This window comes from Salmonella sp. SJTUF15581, assembly GCF_043356775.1.
In the GTDB taxonomy this organism is placed as follows: Bacteria; Pseudomonadota; Gammaproteobacteria; order Enterobacterales; family Enterobacteriaceae; genus Salmonella; species Salmonella enterica.
The window spans coordinates 53,340-75,864 of the sequence record NZ_JBEUJY010000015.1 but is presented as its reverse complement, the minus strand read 5'-3'; the positions used below and the strand labels follow the sequence as shown (position 1 = coordinate 75,864).

Annotated in this window: 21 protein-coding genes; 7 read left to right on the top strand and 14 right to left on the bottom strand. The window is 53.3% G+C overall.

The window, feature by feature from the left end; translation table 11 throughout:
• Positions 1 to 9: 9 nt before the first annotated feature.
• The 3 genes from ubiE to udp all read right to left on the bottom strand — a co-directional run bounded on the left by ubiE (position 10) and on the right by udp (position 3,192).
• Positions 10 to 765: a bifunctional demethylmenaquinone methyltransferase/2-methoxy-6-polyprenyl-1,4-benzoquinol methylase UbiE gene (gene ubiE / locus ABVN36_RS20640; RefSeq protein WP_000229009.1), complete on the bottom strand. Its 756-nt coding sequence runs from the start codon at positions 763 to 765 to the stop codon at positions 10 to 12.
• Positions 766 to 860: 95 nt separating this feature from the next.
• Positions 861 to 2,291 carry a DNA recombination protein RmuC gene (rmuC, locus tag ABVN36_RS20635; protein WP_000355562.1) on the bottom strand — a complete coding sequence of 477 codons (1,431 nt, stop codon included), beginning with the start codon at positions 2,289 to 2,291 and terminating at the stop codon, positions 861 to 863.
• Positions 2,292 to 2,430: 139 nt separating this feature from the next.
• A complete protein-coding gene (gene udp / locus ABVN36_RS20630) occupies positions 2,431 to 3,192 on the bottom strand; it encodes a uridine phosphorylase (RefSeq protein WP_000045169.1) in 762 nt (253 codons plus the stop codon).
• A gap of 258 nt (positions 3,193 to 3,450) precedes the next feature.
• On the opposite strand from udp, the gene ABVN36_RS20625 reads away from it, so the two are divergent.
• On the top strand, positions 3,451 to 4,263 hold the full coding sequence (locus tag ABVN36_RS20625; protein WP_000213959.1) for a dienelactone hydrolase family protein: 813 nt from the start codon (positions 3,451 to 3,453) through the stop codon (positions 4,261 to 4,263).
• 79 nt (positions 4,264 to 4,342) lie between these two features.
• On the opposite strand, the gene ABVN36_RS20620 is transcribed toward ABVN36_RS20625, so the two are convergent.
• Together ABVN36_RS20620 and metE are read right to left on the bottom strand one after the other, a co-directional pair.
• A complete protein-coding gene (locus ABVN36_RS20620) occupies positions 4,343 to 5,686 on the bottom strand; it encodes an anaerobic sulfatase maturase (protein WP_075321926.1) in 1,344 nt (447 codons plus the stop codon).
• 343 nt (positions 5,687 to 6,029) lie between these two features.
• Entirely contained in the window at positions 6,030 to 8,294 is a 2,265-nt protein-coding gene (gene metE / locus ABVN36_RS20615; RefSeq protein ID WP_000154181.1) for a 5-methyltetrahydropteroyltriglutamate--homocysteine S-methyltransferase, read from the bottom strand.
• Positions 8,295 to 8,542: 248 nt separating this feature from the next.
• On the opposite strand from metE, the gene metR reads away from it, so the two are divergent.
• Positions 8,543 to 9,496, top strand: coding sequence for an HTH-type transcriptional regulator MetR (gene metR, locus ABVN36_RS20610; protein WP_023138666.1), 954 nt, complete (start codon positions 8,543 to 8,545; stop codon positions 9,494 to 9,496).
• Here the strand turns inward: metR and ABVN36_RS20605 are convergent.
• The 3 genes from ABVN36_RS20605 to pldB form a co-directional block, all read right to left on the bottom strand.
• Positions 9,384 to 10,283: a carboxylate/amino acid/amine transporter gene (locus ABVN36_RS20605; RefSeq protein WP_001196257.1), complete on the bottom strand. Its 900-nt coding sequence runs from the start codon at positions 10,281 to 10,283 to the stop codon at positions 9,384 to 9,386. The two genes, metR and ABVN36_RS20605, sit on opposite strands and share 113 nt — an antisense overlap.
• 80 nt (positions 10,284 to 10,363) lie before the next feature.
• Positions 10,364 to 11,164: a sugar/pyridoxal phosphate phosphatase YigL gene (yigL, locus tag ABVN36_RS20600; RefSeq protein ID WP_023138667.1), complete on the bottom strand. Its 801-nt coding sequence runs from the start codon at positions 11,162 to 11,164 to the stop codon at positions 10,364 to 10,366.
• Between the two features lie 15 nt (positions 11,165 to 11,179).
• Entirely contained in the window at positions 11,180 to 12,196 is a 1,017-nt protein-coding gene (gene pldB, locus ABVN36_RS20595) for a lysophospholipase L2 (RefSeq protein WP_000487685.1), read from the bottom strand.
• Between the two features lie 110 nt (positions 12,197 to 12,306).
• On the opposite strand from pldB, the gene rhtB reads away from it, so the two are divergent.
• Complete coding sequence (gene rhtB, locus ABVN36_RS20590) at positions 12,307 to 12,927, top strand: homoserine/homoserine lactone efflux protein (protein WP_000142520.1); 621 nt, start codon at positions 12,307 to 12,309, stop codon at positions 12,925 to 12,927.
• Positions 12,928 to 12,966: 39 nt separating this feature from the next.
• Here the strand turns inward: rhtB and rhtC are convergent, their stop codons facing one another.
• The 3 genes from rhtC to pldA form a co-directional block, all read right to left on the bottom strand.
• Positions 12,967 to 13,587, bottom strand: coding sequence for a threonine export protein RhtC (gene rhtC / locus ABVN36_RS20585; protein ID WP_000928814.1), 621 nt, complete (start codon positions 13,585 to 13,587; stop codon positions 12,967 to 12,969).
• Positions 13,588 to 13,650: 63 nt separating this feature from the next.
• A complete protein-coding gene (recQ, locus tag ABVN36_RS20580; protein WP_001533487.1) occupies positions 13,651 to 15,480 on the bottom strand; it encodes an ATP-dependent DNA helicase RecQ in 1,830 nt (609 codons plus the stop codon).
• 83 nt (positions 15,481 to 15,563) lie between these two features.
• Positions 15,564 to 16,433 (bottom strand): phospholipase A, encoded by an 870-nt coding sequence (gene pldA, locus ABVN36_RS20575; protein WP_001201692.1) that lies wholly within the window; start codon positions 16,431 to 16,433, stop codon positions 15,564 to 15,566.
• A 164-nt stretch (positions 16,434 to 16,597) separates the two neighbouring features.
• On the opposite strand from pldA, the gene yigI reads away from it, so the two are divergent.
• From yigI to ABVN36_RS20555, 4 genes are read left to right on the top strand one after another with little or no spacing between them, the layout of a single operon-like run.
• A complete protein-coding gene (yigI, locus tag ABVN36_RS20570) occupies positions 16,598 to 17,065 on the top strand; it encodes an acyl-CoA thioesterase YigI (protein WP_001277136.1) in 468 nt (155 codons plus the stop codon).
• A 43-nt stretch (positions 17,066 to 17,108) separates the two neighbouring features.
• A complete protein-coding gene (rarD, locus tag ABVN36_RS20565) occupies positions 17,109 to 17,993 on the top strand; it encodes an EamA family transporter RarD (RefSeq protein ID WP_000339080.1) in 885 nt (294 codons plus the stop codon).
• Between the two features lie 34 nt (positions 17,994 to 18,027).
• Positions 18,028 to 18,486, top strand: coding sequence for a hypothetical protein (locus ABVN36_RS20560; RefSeq protein WP_023138668.1), 459 nt, complete (start codon positions 18,028 to 18,030; stop codon positions 18,484 to 18,486).
• A 15-nt stretch (positions 18,487 to 18,501) separates the two neighbouring features.
• Positions 18,502 to 18,882, top strand: a complete 381-nt coding sequence (locus ABVN36_RS20555) for a DUF2628 domain-containing protein (protein ID WP_000356594.1) — start codon at positions 18,502 to 18,504, stop codon at positions 18,880 to 18,882.
• Between the two features lie 48 nt (positions 18,883 to 18,930).
• Here ABVN36_RS20555 and corA read toward each other — a convergent pair whose 3' ends face one another.
• The 3 genes from corA to uvrD form a co-directional block, all read right to left on the bottom strand.
• Complete coding sequence (corA, locus tag ABVN36_RS20550; protein WP_000947139.1) at positions 18,931 to 19,881, bottom strand: magnesium/cobalt transporter CorA; 951 nt, start codon at positions 19,879 to 19,881, stop codon at positions 18,931 to 18,933.
• A 155-nt stretch (positions 19,882 to 20,036) separates the two neighbouring features.
• Positions 20,037 to 20,093 carry a YsgD/CorL family protein gene (gene ysgD, locus ABVN36_RS20545; protein WP_212723238.1) on the bottom strand — a complete coding sequence of 19 codons (57 nt, stop codon included), beginning with the start codon at positions 20,091 to 20,093 and terminating at the stop codon, positions 20,037 to 20,039.
• 259 nt (positions 20,094 to 20,352) lie between these two features.
• Complete coding sequence (gene uvrD, locus ABVN36_RS20540; protein ID WP_023138669.1) at positions 20,353 to 22,515, bottom strand: DNA helicase II; 2,163 nt, start codon at positions 22,513 to 22,515, stop codon at positions 20,353 to 20,355.
• Positions 22,516 to 22,525 lie beyond the last annotated feature (10 nt).

Genomic DNA, 22,525 nt, shown 5'->3' with positions numbered 1-22,525 from the left:
TCCACCCTCCTAGAATTTATAACCACGGTGCAATGCCACAACGCCCGCCGTCAGATTGTAATAATCCACGCTCTCAAATCCGGCGTCCTGCATCATGGCTTTTAAGGTATCCTGATCGGGATGCATACGGATGGATTCCGCGAGATACCGATAGCTATCCGCATCGTTTGCGACCATCGAGCCAATACGCGGTAAAATATGGAAAGAATAGGCGTCATACGCTTTACTCAGCGGCTCAATGATAGGCTTGGAAAATTCAAGCACCAGTAAACGTCCGCCGGGTTTCAACACACGGAACATTGACCGCAGCGCTTTTTCTTTTTCCGTTACATTGCGCAAACCAAACGAAATGGTAATGCAATCAAACGTATTATCAGGGAAAGGCAGAGCTTCGGCATTCGCCTGCACATACTCTACGTTGCCGATCACGCCGATATTACGCAGCTTCTCACGCCCCATTTTGAGCATGGAATCATTAATATCCGCCAGGATAACTTTGCCAGTCTCCCCGACCATACGTGAAAATTTCGCGGTAAGATCGCCCGTACCGCCCGCTAAATCGAGAACGGTTTGTCCACGACGCACGCCACTGCAATCAATGGTGAAGCGCTTCCACAAACGATGAATGCCAAATGACATTAAGTCATTCATCACATCGTACTTTGACGCCACAGAATGAAAAACGTGGGCCACCATGTCAGCTTTCTGCTCTTTAGCGACGGTCTGAAAGCCAAAGTGCGTCGTTTCTTGTGAATCTTCCACCATCTCAGTGCCTGCTTATCGATAAAAATGTTCAAGAAGTGTAACAGATTGGGCCAATTTGCCCTACTCTGCGCCAGGACTAAACTACTCCGTATGGGTTAACTTAACTGCTGCTTCACCCGTTCATCATTGGGATAATGTTCATCCTGCCGCCCTTCAGGGATCGATCGTAAACGATATTCTTCATCTTGCGTAACGGCCTGTTCCGCTAAATCCGGATTAATCTCGCGTTTGATTTCCACGCCTAGCCCCCGGAAGGCCTCCGCCTGCGCCAAAACGTTGCCACGCCCCGACGCAAGTTTTTTCATCGCCTGGCGGTAGTTATCCTGCGCTTTATCCAGACTCTGACCGATCGCTGACATATCATCAACGAACAGCCGCATTTTATCGTAAAGCTTACTGGCTCTGTCTGCGATGTGCTGCGCATTGCGGCTCTGGTGTTCATAGCGCCACAGGTTGGCGATTGTCCGTAACGCCACCAGCAGCGTCGTGGGGCTTACCAGCATAATGTTATTTTTCAGCGCCTCGGTTATCAGTTCGGGCTGTTTATCTAACGCCAGCAGGAAAGCGGGTTCTACGGGGATAAACATCAGAACATAGTCCAGCGAGCGGAGGCCGGGAAGCTGCTGGTAGTCTTTACGCCCCAGTAAGCGAATATGATTGCGCACCGAGGCGATGTGCTCTTGTAAAGCGGCCTCGCGCGTATAGTCATCTTCAGCGTTAAAGTAACGCTCGTAGGCGACCAACGTCATTTTAGCGTCGATGACCACATCTTTGCCCTGCGGCAAGCGGACGATGACATCCGGCTGCATCCGCGAGCGCGCATCGTTCTCAATACTAACCTGGGTTTCGTATTCGTAGCCTTCACGCAGTCCGGATGCCTCCAGCACCCGCGCCAGCACAACTTCGCCCCAGTTTCCTTGCGCCTTATTGTCCCCTTTCAGGGCGCGCGTCAGGTTGATCGCTTCCTGCGCCATTTGCGCGTTAAGCTGCTGCAAATTACGAATTTCGTGCGCCAGCGTATGCCGTTCCTGCGCTTCTTTGCCAAAACTCTCCTGAACCTGGCGGCGAAAACCGTCCAGTTGCTCACGCAGCGGCGTCAGCAGGCTATTCAGGCTTTGTCGGTTTTGTTCGTCTACGCGACGATTACTGTGTTCAAAAATACGGTTCGCCAGATTTTCAAACTGCTCGCTTAAACGCTGTTCGCTGTTGATCATCTGACGGATTTTGTCTTCCGCGTGTTGTTGAGTCGCTTCCAGACGGGTCGTGACTTCACGCAGATCGGCTTCCAGAGAGGTATTGATACTGTGCAGGCTACGCAGTTCGTTATTAAGTAACTCGCATTCACTGCGCCAGTGCGCTTCTTGCGCTAATTGCTGCCGGGCCGCGCTAAGTTCGATATCCAGCTCACGCCGTTCTTCGATAAGATCGGCGCGGATTTGATCGGCGTGCGCTTTCGTCGCCAGCCAGCCAATCACCGCCCCAGCCGCCAGCGCCACGACGGCGCTTATCATAAGAGTAATATCCACAACACCTCTCCTGGAACCACACTGTCCTGCACAAAATAGAATTGTGCTGTATAAACGTCCAGTTTAAAAGGGATTTCCTGCGAGGCGCCACGCAAAAAGAAAAGGCCGAACGCGTCGGCCTTTGCAAAAGAGAGGAGAATTACAGCAGACGACGGGCCGCTTCCACGACGATTTTCACCGCGTGGCTTTCAGTTTGTTTCATCGTTTCCGCATTCGGAATCTCTTGTTGGGTACGGTTGACGATAACGCCCGCCACCATACCTGCGCGTAAACCCTGGCTTGCGCACATGGTTAACAGCGTAGCGGATTCCATTTCGTAGTTCATCACGCCCATCGCCTGCCACTCTTCCATAGAGCCTTTGAAGCGACGAACAACGCGGCCAGAATAGGTGTCGTAACGTTCCTGACCCGGATAGAAAGTGTCGGAAGAGGCGGTTACGCCAACGTGAGTCGTGGCGCCAATCGATTTCGCGGCTTCAACCAGCGCAGTGGTGCAAGCAAAGTCGGCAACCGCCGGGAATTCCATCGGCGCAAAATGCAGGCTCGCCCCATCCAGACGTACGGATGCGGTCGTTACCAGAACGTCGCCGACGTTGATATGCGGCTGAATAGCCCCCGTGGTGCCGATACGCAAGAAGGTACGAATACCCAGTTGCGCCAGTTCTTCCACGGCAATAGAGGTAGACGGGCCGCCGATACCGGTAGAGCAAACGATAACTGCTTTGCCATCCAGCTCAGCGCGCCAGGAGGTGAATTCGCGGTGAGATGCCAGCTTAACCGGCTTATCCATCAGCGCGGCGATCTTTTCCACACGCTCAGGATCGCCAGGGACGATGGCGAGCTGGGCCCCTTGTAAATCGTTTTTGGTGAGGCCGAGATGAAAAACATCAGACTTGGACATATAAAACTCCTCTGTGAATCGGGTTTGTCAGAAGAAGCAAAAAGACACTTTACCTAAGGCATAAAGATATTTTCGTGACAGCCATCACTATGGTGTAAAACAATTGCACTCGTTTACCATTAAAAAGTGATTCTCATCACAATAAATAATCAATATCGCCAGGCATTGCACAAAAGATAGCCGCTTTAAGGCAATGTGGTTTGTTACACACTGTCTATAGTTAAGATTGCGCTATTTTTTAAGGGTACGGAGAATACCATGACAACGACACATCCATCCGGCTTTGCACCTGCAGCTTCCCCACTTGCCCCTACGATGATTCATACACCTGATGGGGCCATTAGCGCGGGGATAACGTCGATCCCCTCTCAGGGCGACGATATGCCAGCCTATTACGCCAGACCAAAAGCGAGCGACGGCGCGCTGCCTGTGGTCATTGTGGTACAGGAAATTTTTGGCGTACATGAACACATTCGCGATATTTGCCGACGACTGGCGCTGGAAGGCTATCTCGCTATCGCGCCGGAGCTCTATTTCCGCGAAGGCGACCCCAATGATTTCGCCGATATACCCACATTATTGAGCGGGCTGGTGGCTAAAGTACCCGATTCGCAAGTCCTTGCCGACCTGGATCACGTCGCCAGTTGGGCTTCGCGCAACGGCGGGGATGCGCATCGGCTGATGATCACCGGTTTTTGTTGGGGAGGCCGGATTACCTGGCTGTACGCCGCGCACAACCCACAGTTAAAAGCAGCGGTAGCGTGGTACGGCAAGCTGGTGGGCGACACGTCACTCAATTCGCCGAAGCATCCCGTTGATATCGCCACCGATCTTAACGCGCCGGTACTGGGTTTATACGGCGGGCAGGATACCAGTATTCCACAGGAGAGCGTGGAAACCATGCGTCAGGCGCTACGCGCCGCTAATGCGAAGGCGGAAATCGTGGTCTATCCCGATGCAGGGCACGCGTTTAATGCCGATTATCGTCCGGGATACCACGAAGCCTCGGCGAAAGACGGCTGGCAAAGAATGCTGGAATGGTTCGCGCAGTACGGTGGGAAAAAAGGCTAACCACAGCGCATTACGATGTTTGTTGGGCCTACGAGACCGGAGTCGGTGTAGGCTCAACAAAGCGTCATCGCCACGTTAGCTATGCTTTACCACAGCATTTTTTATATTTTTTGCCGCTGCCGCAGGGACAGAGATGGTTACGACTGACGGCTCCTGTGTCTTTACGCGCGTCCTGCGCCAGCCAGCGCATGATCGATGCCATCGGATAGCCTTGCGCCAGCAGCTCCCGCCAGACATTCATATACGGCGTAACGTGCTGGAAAAAATGCTTATAGCCCGCACACAAGTAATTATGCGCAGGATGACCAGACGGCGAGACGGCAAAGCGATGCTTCGGACAGCCGCCATGACATACAAAGCGGTAGTCACAGCGACGACAATCGGCGGTCAGGGTCTCCCGCTTGGCTTCGCCAAACGCAATAGCCCGCTCGCTATTATTTAAGGCTTTGATGCTGTGCTGGTGGATATTTCCCAGCAGATGCTCCGGGTAGACAAAGTGGTCGCAGTTGTAGAGATCGCCGTTCGACTCCAACGCGAAGGCATGTCCACAAGTCTCGGAATGTACACACAGTACCGGCTGCTGCGCCGTCCAGGCGGCTAACGCCACGTCAAACATCTGCACATAGACGCGGTCTACGTCGCGACGAACCCAGATATCAAAGATCTGGTTGAGAAATTCGCCATATTGCCACGACGGTACCGTCCATGGCGCCAGCGTCGCCGCGCTTTCGCCGGGCATCACCAGATTAAGTACCGATGAGTTATCGGTGCTCATTCGCTCTACCAGCGGGATAAACTGAATAAAACGCGATCCCGCCGCCAGAAGAAATTCGTAGACGTCTGCTGCATGACCGACGTTATGTTTTCCCACGACGGTTAAGGTATTAAAGTCGACATGGTGCGCTTTAAGCCGCGCCATTGCTGCGACGACCTGTTCATGAGTTCCTTTTCCAGCGCGATTAAGCCGATAGTGGTTGTGTAACGACGCCGGGCCGTCGATAGAGAGGCCGATGAGAAAATGCTGTTCAGCGAAAAAGCGCGCCCATTCGTCATTCACCAGGATGCCGTTCGTCTGCAACGCATGAGTGATTTTTCGCCCATCGCCGTACTTTTCACATAATGCGACAACCCGGCGGAAAAACGGTAGCCCCATCATGGTCGGTTCGCCGCCCTGCCAGGCAAAGTCAATGCGGTCGCCACTCTGCGCGGCAATATGCTGGCGTATAAACTGTTCCAGCGTCTCGTCCGACATCCGCCAGTTTTTATTGCGTTCCGGGTACAGCGCCTCTTTTTCAAGATAGAAGCAATATGTGCAATCAATATTGCAGATCGCGCCGCCGGGTTTGGCCATTACGTGACAACCTGCTACCGCCATGTCAGACATCTCCGTTAAAAAATAAGGTTCACCAGCGCCATGAGACAATGCGACGTTTATCGTCGCCAGGGAACATAACAGAATGGAAAACCTCGTTTTGTGCTATGAGAGCGCTGGGCGATCATGACAGGAAAAACGATCTGCGAGGCAATAAAAGCCGCCGCGCTGCTTCCGGGGACGCTATCCGCCTGGTTGTCATTCATACGGAGAACCTTTTTATTATCAAGATCGCCAAATAGCCAGATCCTGAAAAAGACAGCGCGGAAAATAAGAAAAAGGGAAATGAGAAAAAAGAGGAGATAGAGGCGCTGTTAATCAGGTCAGGCACGGGCGCTACCCGTCAAAGGGTAGCGCCGCATTGCTGCCGGATAAACGCAGCGGCCAGGATGGGTTATTTCGCCTGACGCAGATTGTGCGCCGCTTTGACCATGTTCGCTAACGCCGCGCGGGTTTCAGGCCAACCGCGAGTTTTCAGACCGCAGTCCGGATTCACCCACAGGCGTTGTGCCGGAATACGCTGTGCCGCCTTCTTCAGCAGGGCTTCAATCCACTCGACGCTCGGCACGTTCGGCGAGTGAATATCGTACACGCCCGGCCCGATTTCGTTCGGGTAGTCGAACGCTTCGAACGACTCCAGCAACTCCATATCCGAGCGGGAGGTCTCAATGGTGATCACATCCGCGTCCAGCGCGGCGATCGAATCCATAATGTCGTTGAACTCGCAGTAACACATGTGGGTGTGGATCTGGGTTTCATCCTTCGCCACCGCCGCGTTGATGCGGAAGGCTTCCACACCCCATTCCAGATAGGCGTCCCAGTCGCTGCGACGCAGCGGTAGACCTTCGCGCAGCGCCGGTTCGTCAATCTGAATAATCCCGATCCCCGCCGCCTCCAGATCCGCGACTTCATCACGCAGCGCCAGCGCAATCTGTTTCGCAATCGTTTCGCGGGTCACGTCTTCGCGGGGGAATGACCAGCAAAGAATAGTCACCGGGCCGGTCAACATCCCTTTTACCGGCTTGTCGGTCAGCGACTGGGCATATTTCGCCCACTCCACGGTAATCGGTGCCGGACGGCTGATATCGCCAATCACTACCGGCGGTTTCACACAGCGGGAGCCATAGCTTTGCACCCAACCATTCTGGGTAAAGACGAAGCCGTCCAGATGCTCGCCGAAGTATTCCACCATGTCGTTTCGCTCGGCTTCGCCGTGTACCAGCACATCCAGCCCTAAACGCTCCTGCTCGATGATAGCCTGTTTGATATGTTCGGCGATGCCGGTGCGGTAGTTATTCGCGTCGAGGTTGCCCTTTTTGAAGTCCAGACGCAGGCCGCGAATTTCCGTGGTTTGCGGAAACGAACCGATAGTCGTCGTCGGCCAGGCGGGAAGTTTAAAGCGGGCGCGTTGCGCTTCAGCGCGCACCTCATACGGATTCTCACGCTGGCTGTCCTGCGCGGTGATCGCCGCCAGGCGTTTTTCTACCGCGGCATTATGTACGCGACGGGAGTGACGACGAGCCTGAATCGGTGCGCTCCATTCCTCAAGCGCCGCCGTTTCGCCGCTGTTCAGCGCATCGCGCAGCAACGCCAGTTCACCGCATTTTTGCAGCGCAAAGGCAAACCAGCTTTTAACTTCCGTATCCAGACGCGTTTCGACGCTGAGATCGATCGGGCTGTGCAGCAAAGAGCAGGAGGATGCTACCCACAGCGCGCGTTTGCCCACAAGGGCGTTAATCTGCGCGTATTTTTCGGTCAAATCGGCACGCCAGACATTACGCCCGTTAATCAAGCCTGCGGAGAGCAGCCAGTCGACCGGCAGACGTTGATGCAGTTCCGCTACATCATCTTTGCCATGAATGAGGTCAACATGTAGCCCCTGTACCGGTAGCGCGATAATAGTGTCCAGGTTTGGCGTCACGCCTTCAAAATAGGTCGTCAGCAACAGCTTCACCTGGCCGGCGAGCGCGTCGTAAGCCGGTTTGAAGGCATCCAGCCACGCCTGCGGCAGTTCCAGCACCAGCGCTGGCTCATCAATTTGGACCCACTCAATACCACGTTTTGCCAGTTCAGCCAGCACGTGCTGATACACCGGCAAAATGTCTTTCAGCAACGTCAGGCGGTCAAACGGCTCGCCTTTCACTTTACCCAGCCACAGATACGTGACAGGCCCCAGCAGTACGGGTTTGATCTTATGCCCCAGCGCCAGCGCTTCGTCCACTTCCTCCAGCAACTGTGTCCAGGTGAGTCTGAACTGCTGGCCTTTGCTGAACTCCGGTACTATGTAGTGATAGTTAGTATTAAACCATTTGGTCATTTCCGCCGCCGCCGCCGGTTCGCCGGTTGGCGCGCGACCGCGGCCAATGCGGAACAGAGTGTCGATGTCCACGGAACCGTCGTTGTTCTGATGACGAGCCGGCACATTGCCTAACAGCAGGCTGGTGGTCAGAACATGGTCGTACCAGGCAAAGTCGCCTACCGGTAACAGGTCAATACCCGCTTGTTTCTGCTGCTCCCAGTGACGCGCGCGCAGTTCGCGGCCCACCGCCAGTAACGCTTCACGCGTTGAGTTCCCCGCCCAGTAGCTCTCTTGCGCTTTTTTCAACTCGCGACGCAGGCCAACGCGAGGAAAACCGAGGGTATGAGTCAATATTGTCATTTTACTTCCTCTCTTATTTTATTGAATCTGAAAGTAAAACTCTAAATAGTTCGGCTTGCAGGAAGGCGGCTACACAGCGCATCCCCAGGAGCTTACTGAAGTAAGTGACTGGGGTAAGCAAGGAAGCCAACGCATCTGCAAGTCGAAATATGACGAGTTTTAGACGTCTGGATGTTTACACATCCATAATGTAAAGGTACTGTATATTCCTCAAGCGCAATTTGTTCATGGCGAAGTGAAGGACTTTCATGATCGAAATTAAACATCTGAAAACACTCCAGGCATTGCGGAATAGTGGATCGCTGGCTGCTGCTGCTGCGGTGCTGCACCAGACCCAATCCGCTCTGTCTCATCAGTTCAGCGATCTGGAACAACGCCTTGGCTTCCGCCTGTTCGTGCGTAAAAGCCAGCCGCTGCGCTTTACGCCGCAGGGGGAAGTTCTGCTGCAACTGGCAAACCAGGTGCTGCCGCAAATCAGCCGTGCGCTGCAGGCGTGCAACGAACCGCAGCAAACTCGTCTGCGCATCGCTATTGAATGTCATAGCTGTATTCAGTGGCTGACCCCGGCGCTGGAAAACTTCCGTGCAAGTTGGCCGCAGGTAGAAATGGATTTCACATCCGGCGTCACTTTTGATCCGCAACCGGCCTTGCAACAAGGCGAGCTGGATTTGGTGATGACGTCGGATATTTTGCCGCGCAGCGGGCTGCATTATTCGCCGATGTTTGATTTTGAAGTCCGACTGGTGCTGGCGCCCGACCATCCGCTGGCCAGCAAAACGCAGATTATGCCGGAAGATTTAGCCAGCGAAACGCTGTTGATTTACCCGGTGCAGCGCAGCCGACTGGATGTCTGGCGACATTTCCTGCAACCGGCGGGTATCAGTCCGCTGCTGAAAAGCGTGGATAATACGCTACTGCTGATTCAGATGGTGGCGGCCAGAATGGGTATTGCCGCCCTGCCGCACTGGGTGGTGGAAAGCGTTGAGCGCCAGGGTCTGGTGGTGACCAAAACCCTGGGCGATGGTCTGTGGAGCCGCCTGTATGCCGCCGTGCGCGACGGCGACCAGCGTCAGGCGGTGACCGAGGCGTTTATTCGCTCGACGCGGGATCACGCCTGCGATCATCTGCCGTTTGTGCGGAGCGCGGAGCGACCCATTTTCGATGCACCCACAGCGAAGCCAGGATCACAGCCGCGCCTGTAATAAAGCTTGGCCAGTGGGGCTGCTGATGCCAGATGGCAAGATTAACCAGTAGTCCTGCGGGAACATGCATATTATTCATGATACCCAGCGTCCCGGCGTCTACCTGGGTAGCGCCATAGTTCCACATAAAGTAGCCAATGCCGGACGCCACCACGCCGAGAAACACCAGAATGCTCCATTGCAGCGTGGTTTCCGGCAGCTTTTGCGCGTTCCCCAACAGCGACCACGCCACCGCCGCCACCAAAAACGCCCCCAGATAGAACCACGCAAAGGCGTTGTGCTGCGGCATGGGACGGGTCTCCATCAGACGTTTATACCCCACCATTCCGATAGCGAAACTGATATTAGAAAGCTGCACCAGGAGCAAACCGACCCAAAAATGGTCGGTCACGCGATCGTAGCGAATAATCCCGGCGCCAATCACCGCCAGCAACGCGCTAAATGCATAGCCCCAGCGCAAACGACGCTGACTCATCACATCGTAAATCAGCGTGATATAGAGCGGCGTCAGAACGGTAAACAGCAGCAGTTCGGATACGGTCAGGTAGAGGTAAGCATGGAAGCTCAACATATACATGATGCCAAGCTGCATCGCCCCCACCAGCATATACAGGCTGATGGTTTTTAGGTTGTGCCCGCGAGTACGCAAAAACGGCAGAAAAACGAGCGCCGCCAGCCCAACGCGTATCAGCACCGCGAAATAGCTATCGACATGCCCGGCAAGATACTCGCCAAATAGACTAAAGGAGAAAGCCCACAGGATAGTGGTAATGATGAGTAGCGCCACAATGGATGTCTCTTAAAACAGGGAACACCCATTGTAGCGGAGAGTGAAGTTGACAACTGGTCAACTAACAAACAATCACATCAGCGTAAGAAAAGATCGCGCAGGTAATGCGGCACGGCGTTATCCGCGTTGATGCCGATCACCTCAAGTTCGGGATACAGGTCTTTCAGACGCTGGTGCGCATTGCCCATGATGCAGCCTTTGCCCGCCATCGTGAGCATTTCAGCGTCGTTCATTCCGTCGCCAAAGGCGATACACTCTTTCAGGCTGTACCCCATCGCCTGAGCGACCGCTTCCAGCGCATGACCTTTCGACACTCCGCCCGCCATCACTTCCAGACAGGTTAGCGTAGAGAAGCTCACGTTTACCCGATCGCCCCAGCGCGCGTTAATCGCCTGCTCCAGCGGCAACAACTTTTCATGAGTGTCGCTGGTGAAAAACACTTTGCTGACGCCCTCCGGCTCCAGCAGCGCAGGCTCAAACAGCGAGTAGTTAAATACCGCCTCTTTGAAAAAACGCATTTCATCGGGGCGATGACGATTCATAAACCATTCGTCGTCGCGATAAACGTTAGTCACGATGTCCGGGTTCGCATTCACCACCCCGAACAGGTCGCTGGCAATGTCGCTGTCCAGATTATGCGTAAAAACCAAATTCCCGTCGGTATCGTGCACTCGCGCGCCGTTGGAGGTGATCATGTAAGACTTGATTTCAAGATTATCGCGGATTTGCCCTACATCGACATGATGACGACCAGTGGCAAAGACAAAATGGATGCCGTGTGCGGTCAACAGCTTCAGAGTCTCTTTGGCATAAGGGGACAACGTATGGTCGGGGGAGAGCAGCGTGCCATCTAAATCAGACGCAACAACCTGATACATAATAAAATTTAACCTCTAAGCAAAGCGATTTCCGCTGGATAAATTAGGCTTGTTGAAAAATTCAACAATGGCGTTAAGCGCGACTGAGCGCATGGCGTCCTTTTCAAAAAGGATCTCATGGTACGCGCCTTTGATAACCAGCGGTTTTCCCCCTTCACAAGGGTATCCCGCCGCGGCGCGAATTTCACAAAAACGATCGTGGGTGCGGTTATCCACTACCCGCTCTTCTTCCGCCTGAATCAGTAGCGTAGGCGTCGTGTCATCGCTCGCCCCAGCCAGAACCTGCTCACCCGCCAGAATGCCTTCGCGTACCCAATGCCAGGTGGGGCCGCCAACGCGCAGCTGCGGCTCGTCGGCATAAAATCGTAAGTTGCGCTGATAACGCTGGCGGCTGTGGGTCAGCGCATTCATCCCAAACGGCAACGCCCGCCACTGACCGGTACCAATAGCGTAATCTTCACGGATACGCTGGTGCCCCTCGGCCCAGTCGAGAATATGGCGCACCATAAAGGAAGGCAAGCGTATAACAATACCAAACATCGGCGCGGTGAGCGCAATAGCGTCGCACCGCACACGATGGCGTTGCAGGAACAGGGTGGCTATCGCGCCCCCCATTGAGTGCGCCAGGATATAACGCTTACGCCACGGCCCCGGCTCAATTTCCTGCTGCCAGAACGCCGCTAAGTCCTCAACATAATCGTTAAAATGATCAACATGACCCCGATGCGGGTCCGATAACATCCGCCCGGAGCGCCCTTGACCACGGTGGTCAATGATGAAGATATCAAAACCGAGATGAAAAAGGTCATACGCCAGTTCAGCGTATTTTACATAACTCTCAATGCGGCCAGGACAAATGACGATCGTCCGATCGTTGGAATCATTTCGAAAACGGACAAAGCGCACCGGAATGTTACCCACGCCGATAAACTCCGCCTCTTCCCGCTGACGCCAGAAATCGGTCAGCGGCCCCATAGCAAAAGCGGCAAACGCATTTTCTCTTGTTTCCCAGTCATTTTGCTGCTGAAACATCGGGTTTTCGGCCTCGTTTACCAGGTAAAATCGTTTTTTGCGTCGTGCCTGACACAACACAGCGGCAGTAGCGTATTGTGGCACAAAAACAGACAACCAGGGAGTTTCGCATGACCTTTGAATGGTGGTTCGCCTATCTACTGACCTCAACTCTGCTGAGTCTTTCTCCGGGTTCAGGCGCCATCAATACCATGACGACGTCTATCAACCATGGATATCGTGGCGCAGCGGCTTCTATCGCCGGACTCCAGACCGGACTGGGGATACATATCGTACTGGTGGGCGTCGGACTGGGTACGCTCTTTTCGCGCTCGCTCATCGCTTTTGAAATTCTGAAATGGGCTGGCGCGGCTTATCTTATCTGGCTGGGTATCCAGCAATGGCGCGCCGCAGGCGCTATCGATCTGCATACTCTCGCCCAGACGCAATCGCGGGGTCGGCTGTTCAAACGGGCGATATTTGTCAATCTAACCAATCCCAAAAGTATTGTCTTTCTTGCCGCCCTGTTTCCGCAATTCATCATGCCGCAGCAACCGCAACTGGCGCAGTACCTCATTCTCGGCGTCACTACGATTGTGGTGGATATGATTGTGATGACCGGTTACGCCACGCTGGCGCAGCGCATTGCCGCCTGGATTAAAGGACCAAAGCAGATGAAGGCGCTGAATAAAGCGTTTGGTTCGTTGTTTATGCTGGTAGGCGCGCTCCTGGCGTCGGCAAGACACGCGTGATAGTCGTGCCGGATGATGTTTATCCGGCCCGGAGGTAAATTAGCGCGAAATAATCAGGTGAATACCAAAGCCCGCAAACAGAGCGCCGGCAAAACCATCAATCCATTTCGCCAGACGCTGATAGCCGCGGCGCATTTTCGGCAGCGCGAACAGGCTGGCGACTACGGTAAACCAGGCCAGCGTTTCCAGGGTAATTAACGCGAAAATACCCCAGCGCGCCGCAGCGCCGACGTTATCGCCGACAAACAGTGAAAAAACGGAACCAAAATAGATAATCGCTTTCGGATTCGACAGATTGGTCAGCAGCCCTTTGAGAAAACTGCGCCCGCTCTGCGCCAGTTCAATGTGCGGAGAAGACGCCGCCGCATCCTGTTTTTTCAGCGCGCCGCGCAGCATCTGATAGCCCATCCAGCACAGGTACAGGCCGCCGCCTACCATAATGATCGTATGCAGCCAGGCCATTTTTTCGATGATGAGATGCAGGCCAAGCAGCGCCACGCCCGCCCATACCATCACGCCGCAGGTAATGCCCAGTACGCCCATCATCGCTTCTTTACGCGAACGGCTGACAGCAGTTTGAGACACGAAGAAAAAGTCGGGGCCGGGGCTCATTAGCGCAACGATGTGCACCATTGCCACGGTGAAAAATAGCATCAACATAAAAATGGCTCGCGGGGAAATAGTTCAGTGAGTCACCATCCTGGCACTTTTTTGCCGGGCTGACTACTCTTCGTCATCACCATCGACATGCGCGCGGATGAGCGCCATGAATTCTTTCCCGAAGCGCTCCAGTTTGCGCATCCCAACCCCGTTAACGCTTAACATCTCGCTGGCGGAAACTGGCATCTGTTCCGCCATTTCTATCAGCGTGGCGTCGTTAAAGACCACATACGGCGGGATATTCTCTTCATCAGCGATAGCTTTACGCAGCTTGCGCAACTTAGCGAACAATTTGCGATCGTAATTACCGCCGAACGATTTCTGCATCACGCGGGGTTTGAGGGCGACGATGCGCGGCACCGCAAGCTTTAGCGGAACGTCTCCACGGAGTACCGGACGTGCGGCATCCGTCAACTGTAATGCGGAGTGCTGCGCAATATTTTGCATTACCAGCCCCAGATGAATGAGCTGGCGAATCACGCTCACCCAGTGCTCATGGCTCTTTTCGCGTCCCATGCCATAAACCTTGAGTTTGTCATGACCGAAATCGCGGATGCGTTGGTTATTCGCGCCGCGGATCACCTCGACAACGTAGCCCATGCCAAAACGCTGGTTAACCCGACCAATGGTAGAAAGCGCAATCTGGGCATCGTTTAAGCCATCATATTGTTTGGGCGGATCGAGACAGATATCGCAGTTGCCGCACGGTTCTTGTCGGCCTTCGCCAAAGTAATTAAGCAATACCAGGCGGCGGCAGGTTTGCGCTTCGGCAAAAGCGCCCATCGCATTCAGTTTATGCCGTTCAATATCCTGAAGCTGTCCGGCTGGTTTCTCTTCCAGACAACGACGTAGCCAGGCCATGTCAGCCGGATCGTAAAATAGCATGGCTTCCGCAGGCAGTCCGTCGCGCCCGGCGCGGCCCGTTTCCTGATAGTAGGATTCAATATTACGCGGGATATCGAAATGCACGACGAAACGTACGTTAGGTTTGTTTATGCCCATTCCAAAAGCGACGGTCGCCACCACGATTTGCAGATCGTCGCGCTGAAATTTTTCCTGCACATCGGCGCGAATAGCGTTTTCCAGCCCCGCATGATAGGCCGCCGCGCTAATGCCGCGACTTTGCAAGCGCGCAGCGGTATCTTCCACTTTCGCCCGACTGTTGCAGTAGATGATACCCGATTTGCCGCGTTGCTCCTGAACATAGCGCATTAGCTGGTCGAGCGGCTTAAACTTCTCCATCAGCATGTAGCGGATATTCGGTCGGTCAAAGCTACTGATCTGGATTAACGGATCGTTAAGCCCAAGCAGACGAATAATATCCTGGCGCGTGGTGTCGTCGGCGGTGGCGGTCAATGCCATAAACGGCAAAGCGGGAAAACGCTGGCGAAGCTGACCGAGAGCCGCATATTCCGGACGGAAATCATGACCCCACTGCGAGATACAGTGCGCTTCATCCACCGCCAGCAATACCGGATTCCAGTGCGCCAGATGATCAAGAAAGTTGTCCAGCATCAGGCGTTCCGGCGCAATATACAGCAGACGAATCTGTCCGGTACGGCACCCCGCCATCACCTCAAGCTGCTGCTCGCGGCTTTGAGTGGAGTTCAGACAGGCCGCCGCCACCCCGTTCGCCAGTAGCTGATCGACCTGGTCTTTCATCAACGAGATCAGGGGCGAAACGACGACGGTCAATCCGTCCAGCAACAACGCGGGGATTTGATAGCACAGAGATTTGCCGCCGCCGGTGGGCATGACGACCAGACAGTCGCGACCGGAGAGCGCAGTATCAATAATCGCTTCCTGGCCCGGGCGAAACTGTTGGTAGCCAAAGGTTTCCTGTAAAACCTGTTTGGCCCCTGATTCCAGATTCAACACTTCCGCCTGCGCCACATTAACCCCGTTCACCATAAATCAAAACAGGCGCTATTTTCAGCGCCTGCGAGAGAAACTGCAATGTTTAAAACACAATCCAATCAGAAGATATCGTTAAGCATCACGCCGACGCCGACACGTGTCTGATTAAAATTATAGTCGATCAGCGATTCGCCATAGCCGCTGTACACCTGGGTATAAAGCCGGACATGTTTAGTGACCGGATAGCTTAATCCAACTTCCGCGCCGCCGTAGCCTGTATTCCAGTTGTACTGGCCTTTGGCACTTAATACCGCCTCGCCCAGGTGATAACCGATTTTAAGCTGGTAATAACCCATATATTTGGTGATGTCCGGATTATCATCGGTACTGCCAATCACGTACCACGGTTTAACCTCTACCAGCCAGTTACCGTTTTCGGCCATCAGACGGGTATACAGACGGTTCCAGCTACGCGAGGTGGGGTCCGAACGTCCGTTAGAGTCATGGTTGTAGCCCATCTCTACGTCGCGCAGCGTCCAGCCGGCAAAGCGATAATCGGTAGCAAAACCAAGAAAAAGCTGCGGTTCGTAGTTGGTTTCGCGAAACGGCGAAGACTCTTTACTGTTGGAAAGCTGCCACCAGGATTTCTGCGTATAGGAAGCGCCCAGTACCGAGTTCGGCCCCAGTATTCCGCGCCACAGCGGAAACGCCAGGCTCAACTGAAATTTCACTTCATCTTTACGTGCGTTTTCAGACCAGTTGTAGGTACTTATGGCCTCTTTGTTCAGATCGCTGGTGTTCGTGTAGATCAAGTAGTTCGTGTCATAGGGGTAAAGCGTAAAAGGGTTATCATGCTCCTGTAGCATGTTAGCGATGATACTTCCCCGTACTGCAGGCGCATCATGAACCTCTTTTATCGTAGCTTCTTGTGCATATGCCGCTAATGGCAGTAGCGTGGCTGGCAACAACCCTCTCAAAATCGCCCGCATTCTTGACGTTCTCCTGACGAAGTATTTTCAGCTTGAATCATTCTCTGCCAACCATTTTTACATATTTACACACATAGCCGTTAGTTATCCCTTCTTAAAGTAGAAAACAACAATTAAGAAGCATAATATCAACATTTCATTAACCAACGGAGTATCAGGAATCTATGTCCGCTGTACTTACCGCTGAACAAGCTCTGAAATTAGTGGGTGAAATGTTTGTCTACCACATGCCGTTTAATCGGGCGTTAGGGCTGGAGCTGGAGCGCTATGAAAAAGCGTTCGCCCAACTGGCCTTCAACAACCAGCCGATGATGGTCGGCAACTGGGCGCAAAGCATTTTACACGGCGGCGTAATCGCCTCTGCGCTGGATGTCGCCGCCGGACTGGTATGCGTCGGCAGCACGCTAACTCGCCACGAAACCATCAGCGAAGATGAACTACGCCAGCGCCTGTCGCGGATGGGAACGATTGACCTGCGCGTCGATTACCTGCGTCCGGGCAGAGGCAACCGCTTTACGGCCACCAGTAGCCTGCTGCGCGCAGGGAATAAAGTGGCCGTCGCCCGCGTGGAATTACACAATGAAGATCAGCTGTACATCGCCAGCGCCACCGCTACTTATATGGTGGGATAAAAGCAGGTAAACTGTTGTTACACTTCAGATACGAGTTTTCCGGATGGACGCAAAACAAACACGGCAGGGCGTATTACTCGCTCTTGCCGCCTATTTTATTTGGGGGATCGCCCCCGCATATTTCAAGCTGATCTATTACGTTCCCGCAGATGAGATCCTGACGCACCGCGTGATTTGGTCATTTTTCTTTATGGTGGCGCTGCTTAGCGTCAGCCGGCAGTGGCGACAGGTTAAGCGTTTACTGAAAACGCCAAAGAAGATTTTCCTGCTGGCCCTGTCCGCCGTACTGGTTGGCGGTAACTGGCTATTGTTCATTTGGGCGGTAAATAATCACCATATGCTGGAGGCCAGCCTGGGTTATTTCATTAATCCGCTGGTTAACATCTTGCTGGGGATGATTTTTCTTGGCGAACGCTTCCGTCGAATGCAGTGGCTGGCGGTGATTCTGGCGGTGTGCGGCGTGCTGGTGCAACTCTGGACGTTTGGTTCACTGCCGATTATCGCGCTGGGGCTGGCGTTTAGTTTTGCGTTTTACGGCCTGGTGCGTAAGAAGATCGCCGTTGAAGCGCAGACGGGTATGCTGGTCGAAACGCTATGGCTGTTGCCGGTCGCCGCGATTTATCTGTTTGGCATCGCCGATAGCCCTACCAGCCATATGGGGCAAAACGCACTATCGTTGAACTTACTGTTAATGGCGGCGGGTGTGGTCACTACGATTCCGCTGCTGTGCTTCACCGGAGCGGCTACGCGTCTGCGTCTTTCTACACTGGGCTTTTTCCAGTATATCGGCCCAACGCTGATGTTTTTACTGGCGGTGACGTTTTATGGCGAAGTGCCGGGCGCGGATAAGATGGTGACATTTGCGTTTATCTGGGTCGCGCTGGCGATTTTCGTGATGGATGCGATTTATACGCAACGAAAAAAATAACGCGACTATTATTCTAAATATAATCTGAAAAAATATGCCTCCCCTTGTAAGGGGGGTAGCATATTGTCATGCTAACGACGTAACCCAACATATGGATGTGAAATTAATGTTAAGTGTTTTTATTCCTTCATCTGAGAGATGTGTTTCCAGATGTCGTTATTTATTATCATTCGTACTAATAAATATAATATTTTCCATTTTGGTTGGGGTTTTATTATATTTAAGCTTTGTGATACTGGCAATTTTATTCACAATTTTACTACATTATCTCGTCATTAATTTAAACTGTCAGCGATTCAGAGACAGTGGCTTTGAATATATAAAATTCTATGTATGGGGTACGCTTGTAATCTATATTGCCTCCTTCGTGATAATGGTTGCTGAAGATTTCGCTTGCGATGGCTTTGGTATGCCTCTTTTTCTAATCTGGTATTTTGCAACATTTTCTCTGCTACTTCTGGCCCCCCCGGATTCGAATTCACTCAACAAGTAATTTAATGGAGTTTACATGGACAAGGATTATATTAATGATGGTTCGCTATCTGAAAAATGGAAATACCGTTTTTCATTTTACGATCAACATGGTTTCCCTGGATTTTGGAAAGTAAGCCCAGAATATAAACAGGCATTTAAAGCATTAAAGCCCCGACAACGGTTGACTATTCAAATAAACTTTATTGCCTTTTTCTTCTCATGGATTTATTTGTTTGTATTGGGTCTGTGGAAAAAAGCAATTATAGTTATTTTATTAGGGATCGTTGCAATATTTATTGGAGCATTAATCGGCGTTAACATACTTGGACTTGTTGTCGCAGCTTATGTCGGCGTCAATACAAATAAGTGGTTCTATGAGAAAGAGGTTAAAGGTATCAATACCTGGAGCCTGTAACTTTTCAGGGTGGTTCAGCCGCAGCTGAATCACCCTGGCCTTAATGTCTTACAGCCAGTTCTTGCGCTTAAAGTACAGATACGGCGCAAGCCCCGCCAGAATCATAAAGATAATCGCGCCTGGATAACCAAAGCTCCACTTCAGTTCCGGCATAAACTCGAAGTTCATCCCATAGCTGGAAGCGACCAGCGTCGGCGGCAGGAACACCACGGAAACCACCGAGAAGATTTTGATAATGCGGTTCTGCTCAATGTTGATGAAACCCATCGCCGCCTGCATCAGGAAGTTCACCTTCTGGAACAGCGATTCATTGTGCGGCAGCAGAGATTCGATATCGCGCAGGATCTCACGCGCCTGCTCCAGCTGTCCGCCCGGTAAGCGCGCCTTGCGCACCAGGAAGTTCAGCGCGCGTTGGGTATCCATCAGACACAGGCGTACCTTCCAGCCGATATCTTCCAGTTCCGCCAGCGTGGAGAGCGCTTCGTCGTATTCATCGCCCTGATGCCCTTCCATAATGACGCGGCTCAGTTTTTCCAGATCGCTGTAGATGTTTTCGATTTCATCCGCCAACTGTTCAATTTTGGTTTCGAACAGATCGAGCAGTAGTTCATAAGCATTACCGTCGACCATCGCCTGGCTGCGGGCGCGCATACGATACAAACGGAAGGCGGGCAGTTCGCGTTCACGCAGCGTAAACAGACGGCCATCGCGAATAGTGAATGCCACCGTAGAGTTACCGGCATGATCTTCCGCATCTTCGAAGAAGAAGAAGGAGTGGATATGCAGTCCGTCTTCGTCTTCAAAGAAGCGCGCGGATGCTTCGATATCTTCCAGTTCAGGACGCGTCGCCAGACTCTGGCCCAGCTCAGATTGTACGCGCAATCGCTCGTCGTCGTCCGGTTCGACCAAATCGACCCATACGGCATCAATCAGGCTTTGTGACTCCTCGACTTCCAGCCGGGTCAGTCGGTTTTTTTCCAGTTGAAATGCGCTCAGCATGACCGGGACTCCCAATGCGTAAAAATATCGGACAGTTCAGATGGGCACACAGAAACAAATTGGGTTTCAGACCATTAAACAGCCTGACTCAACGCGACGGGAAAAAATGAAAGGTCGCTGACAACCGCTAAGGCTATCAGCAAAAAGGGATAGCCTTAGGAGTTGATCCTGGATGACAGGATAATGAGCCAGTATCTACTGGGTGTGTCCAAGGCGAATGTCCTCTTAGCGTAATCGTGGGCGCATGTTACGCCAGCAAAAATTTGCCGTCAACACGCAACGAAACGCGAAAAAGCAATAATTTCCCCTTATGCAGAAAGGTTAGCAGAGTGAGAGTATTTATCTATGATTTCAGAATATTAACATCAATATATCGCCGGATGGCGGCTTCGCCTTATCCGGCCTACAAATCAAAATGTTAGCCAGCGCGTAGGCCGGATAAGAGGTGCCATCCGGCAATATGAGAGCCGGTCAAACCGTCTCCAGCTTCGCATACGCGGCAACCAGCCATTTGATCCCTTGCCCCTGAAAAGCCACCTGCAACCGGCTATGCTCGCCGCTGCCCTCCAGGTTGACAATAGTTCCCTCGCCGAACTTCGCATGGCGCACGCGTTGGCCGAGTTTGTAGCCTGTGTCGTTTTCCGCCAGCGGCGTTCCCATTCGTTGATGGCTCACCGGACGACTGACGGTGGCGCGCAGACGGACCTCTTCCACGCACTCCTCCGGCAACTCGCCGATAAAACGCGACGGGCGATGATAAACCTCTTTACCGTACAGACGACGCGTTTCGGCATAGGTTAGCGTTAGTTTCTGCATGGCACGGGTAACGCCGACGTAGGCCAGACGACGCTCCTCTTCCAAACGCCCGCCCTCATCCAGCGACATCTGGCTGGGGAACATGCCCTCTTCCATGCCGACAATAAACACCTGCGGAAACTCCAGGCCTTTGGCCGAGTGCAGCGTCATCAGCTGTACCGCATCCTGCCAGGTATCCGCCTGCCCCTCGCCCGCTTCCAGCGCCGCGTGAGAGAGGAAGGCCTGCAACGGCATTAAATCTTCATCTTCGTCGTTGTAGCTGAACTGCCGCGTTGCCGTCACCAGTTCCTCTAAGTTTTCGATGCGCGTCTGGCCTTTCTCGCCTTTTTCTTGCTCATACATGGTGCGCAGGCCGGAATCTTTGATCACCCGGTCAGTCTGCACATGCAGCGGCATGTCGGCGGTTTCCTGCGCCAGGGCGTCGATCAGTTCCATAAAGCGTTGCAGCGCGCTGGCCGCACGCCCGGCCAGGGCTTTTTCCTGTAACAATTCACGGCACGCCTGCCACAATGTTAGCTGGCGATCGCGCGAGGTCTGGCGCACCACGTCCAGCGTGCGGTCGCCGATGCCGCGCGTTGGGGTATTCACCACGCGTTCAAAGGCGGCATCATCGTTGCGATTGGCAATCAAACGCAGATAAGAGAGCGCATCTTTGATCTCCTGGCGTTCGAAGAAGCGCATACCGCCGTAAATGCGGTACGGCATACTGGCCTGTAATAACGCTTCTTCCAGCACGCGCGACTGGGCGTTGCTGCGATAAAGAATGGCGCATTGCGCAAGCGCGCCGCCGTTGTCCTGCCAGGTTTTAATACGGTTGACCACAAAGCGGGCTTCGTCGAGTTCGTTGAACGCGCAGTAGAGCGAGATCGGCTCGCCGTCGGCGCCGTCGGTCCACAGCTTTTTACCCAAACGCCCATTGTTATTCTCAATCAGAGCGTTCGCCGCGCTAAGGATGTTGCTGGTCGAGCGGTAATTCTGCTCCAGACGAATGGTCTGCGCGCCGGGGAAATCATTGAGGAAGCGCTGGATGTTCTCTACCTGGGCCCCGCGCCAGCCGTAGATCGACTGGTCATCGTCGCCAACGATCATTACCTTACCAGTGTCGCCCGCCAGCAGACGAACCCAGGCGTACTGAATGTTGTTGGTATCCTGGAATTCGTCCACCAGGATGTTAGTAAACCGCTCGCGATAGTGTTGCAGGATGTGCGGCTTGTTCAGCCATAGTTCATGAGCGCGCAGCAGTAGCTCGGCGAAATCCACCAGACCAGCGCGATCGCACGCTTCCTGATAGGCCTGATACACCTTCTGCCAGGTCTGTTCCACCGGATTGCCATAGCTTTGGATATGGTGCGGGCGTAGCCCTTCGTCTTTCTGGCTATTGATGTACCACATCGCCTGACGCGGCGGCCACTGCTTCTCATCAAGATTCATCGCCTTAATCAGGCGTTTAAGCAAACGCATCTGATCTTCGCTGTCGAGAATCTGGAAATCCTGCGGCAAATTAGCGTCCATATGATGCGCGCGCAGCAGGCGGTGCGCCAGACCGTGGAACGTCCCTACCCACATTCCGCCCTGGCTGGTCCCCATCAACTGGCCAATACGATGGCGCATTTCCGCCGCCGCTTTGTTGGTAAAAGTCACCGCCATGATGGAGTATGGCGAGTTGTTTTCTACGCTCAGTAACCAGGCGATACGGTGCACCAGCACGCGGGTTTTCCCGCTTCCCGCGCCCGCCAGCACCAGCATGTTGCTACGTGGCGCGGCCACCGCTTCGCGCTGTTTATCATTAAGGCTGTCGAGCAGGTAAGAAACGTCCATTGGCACCGCC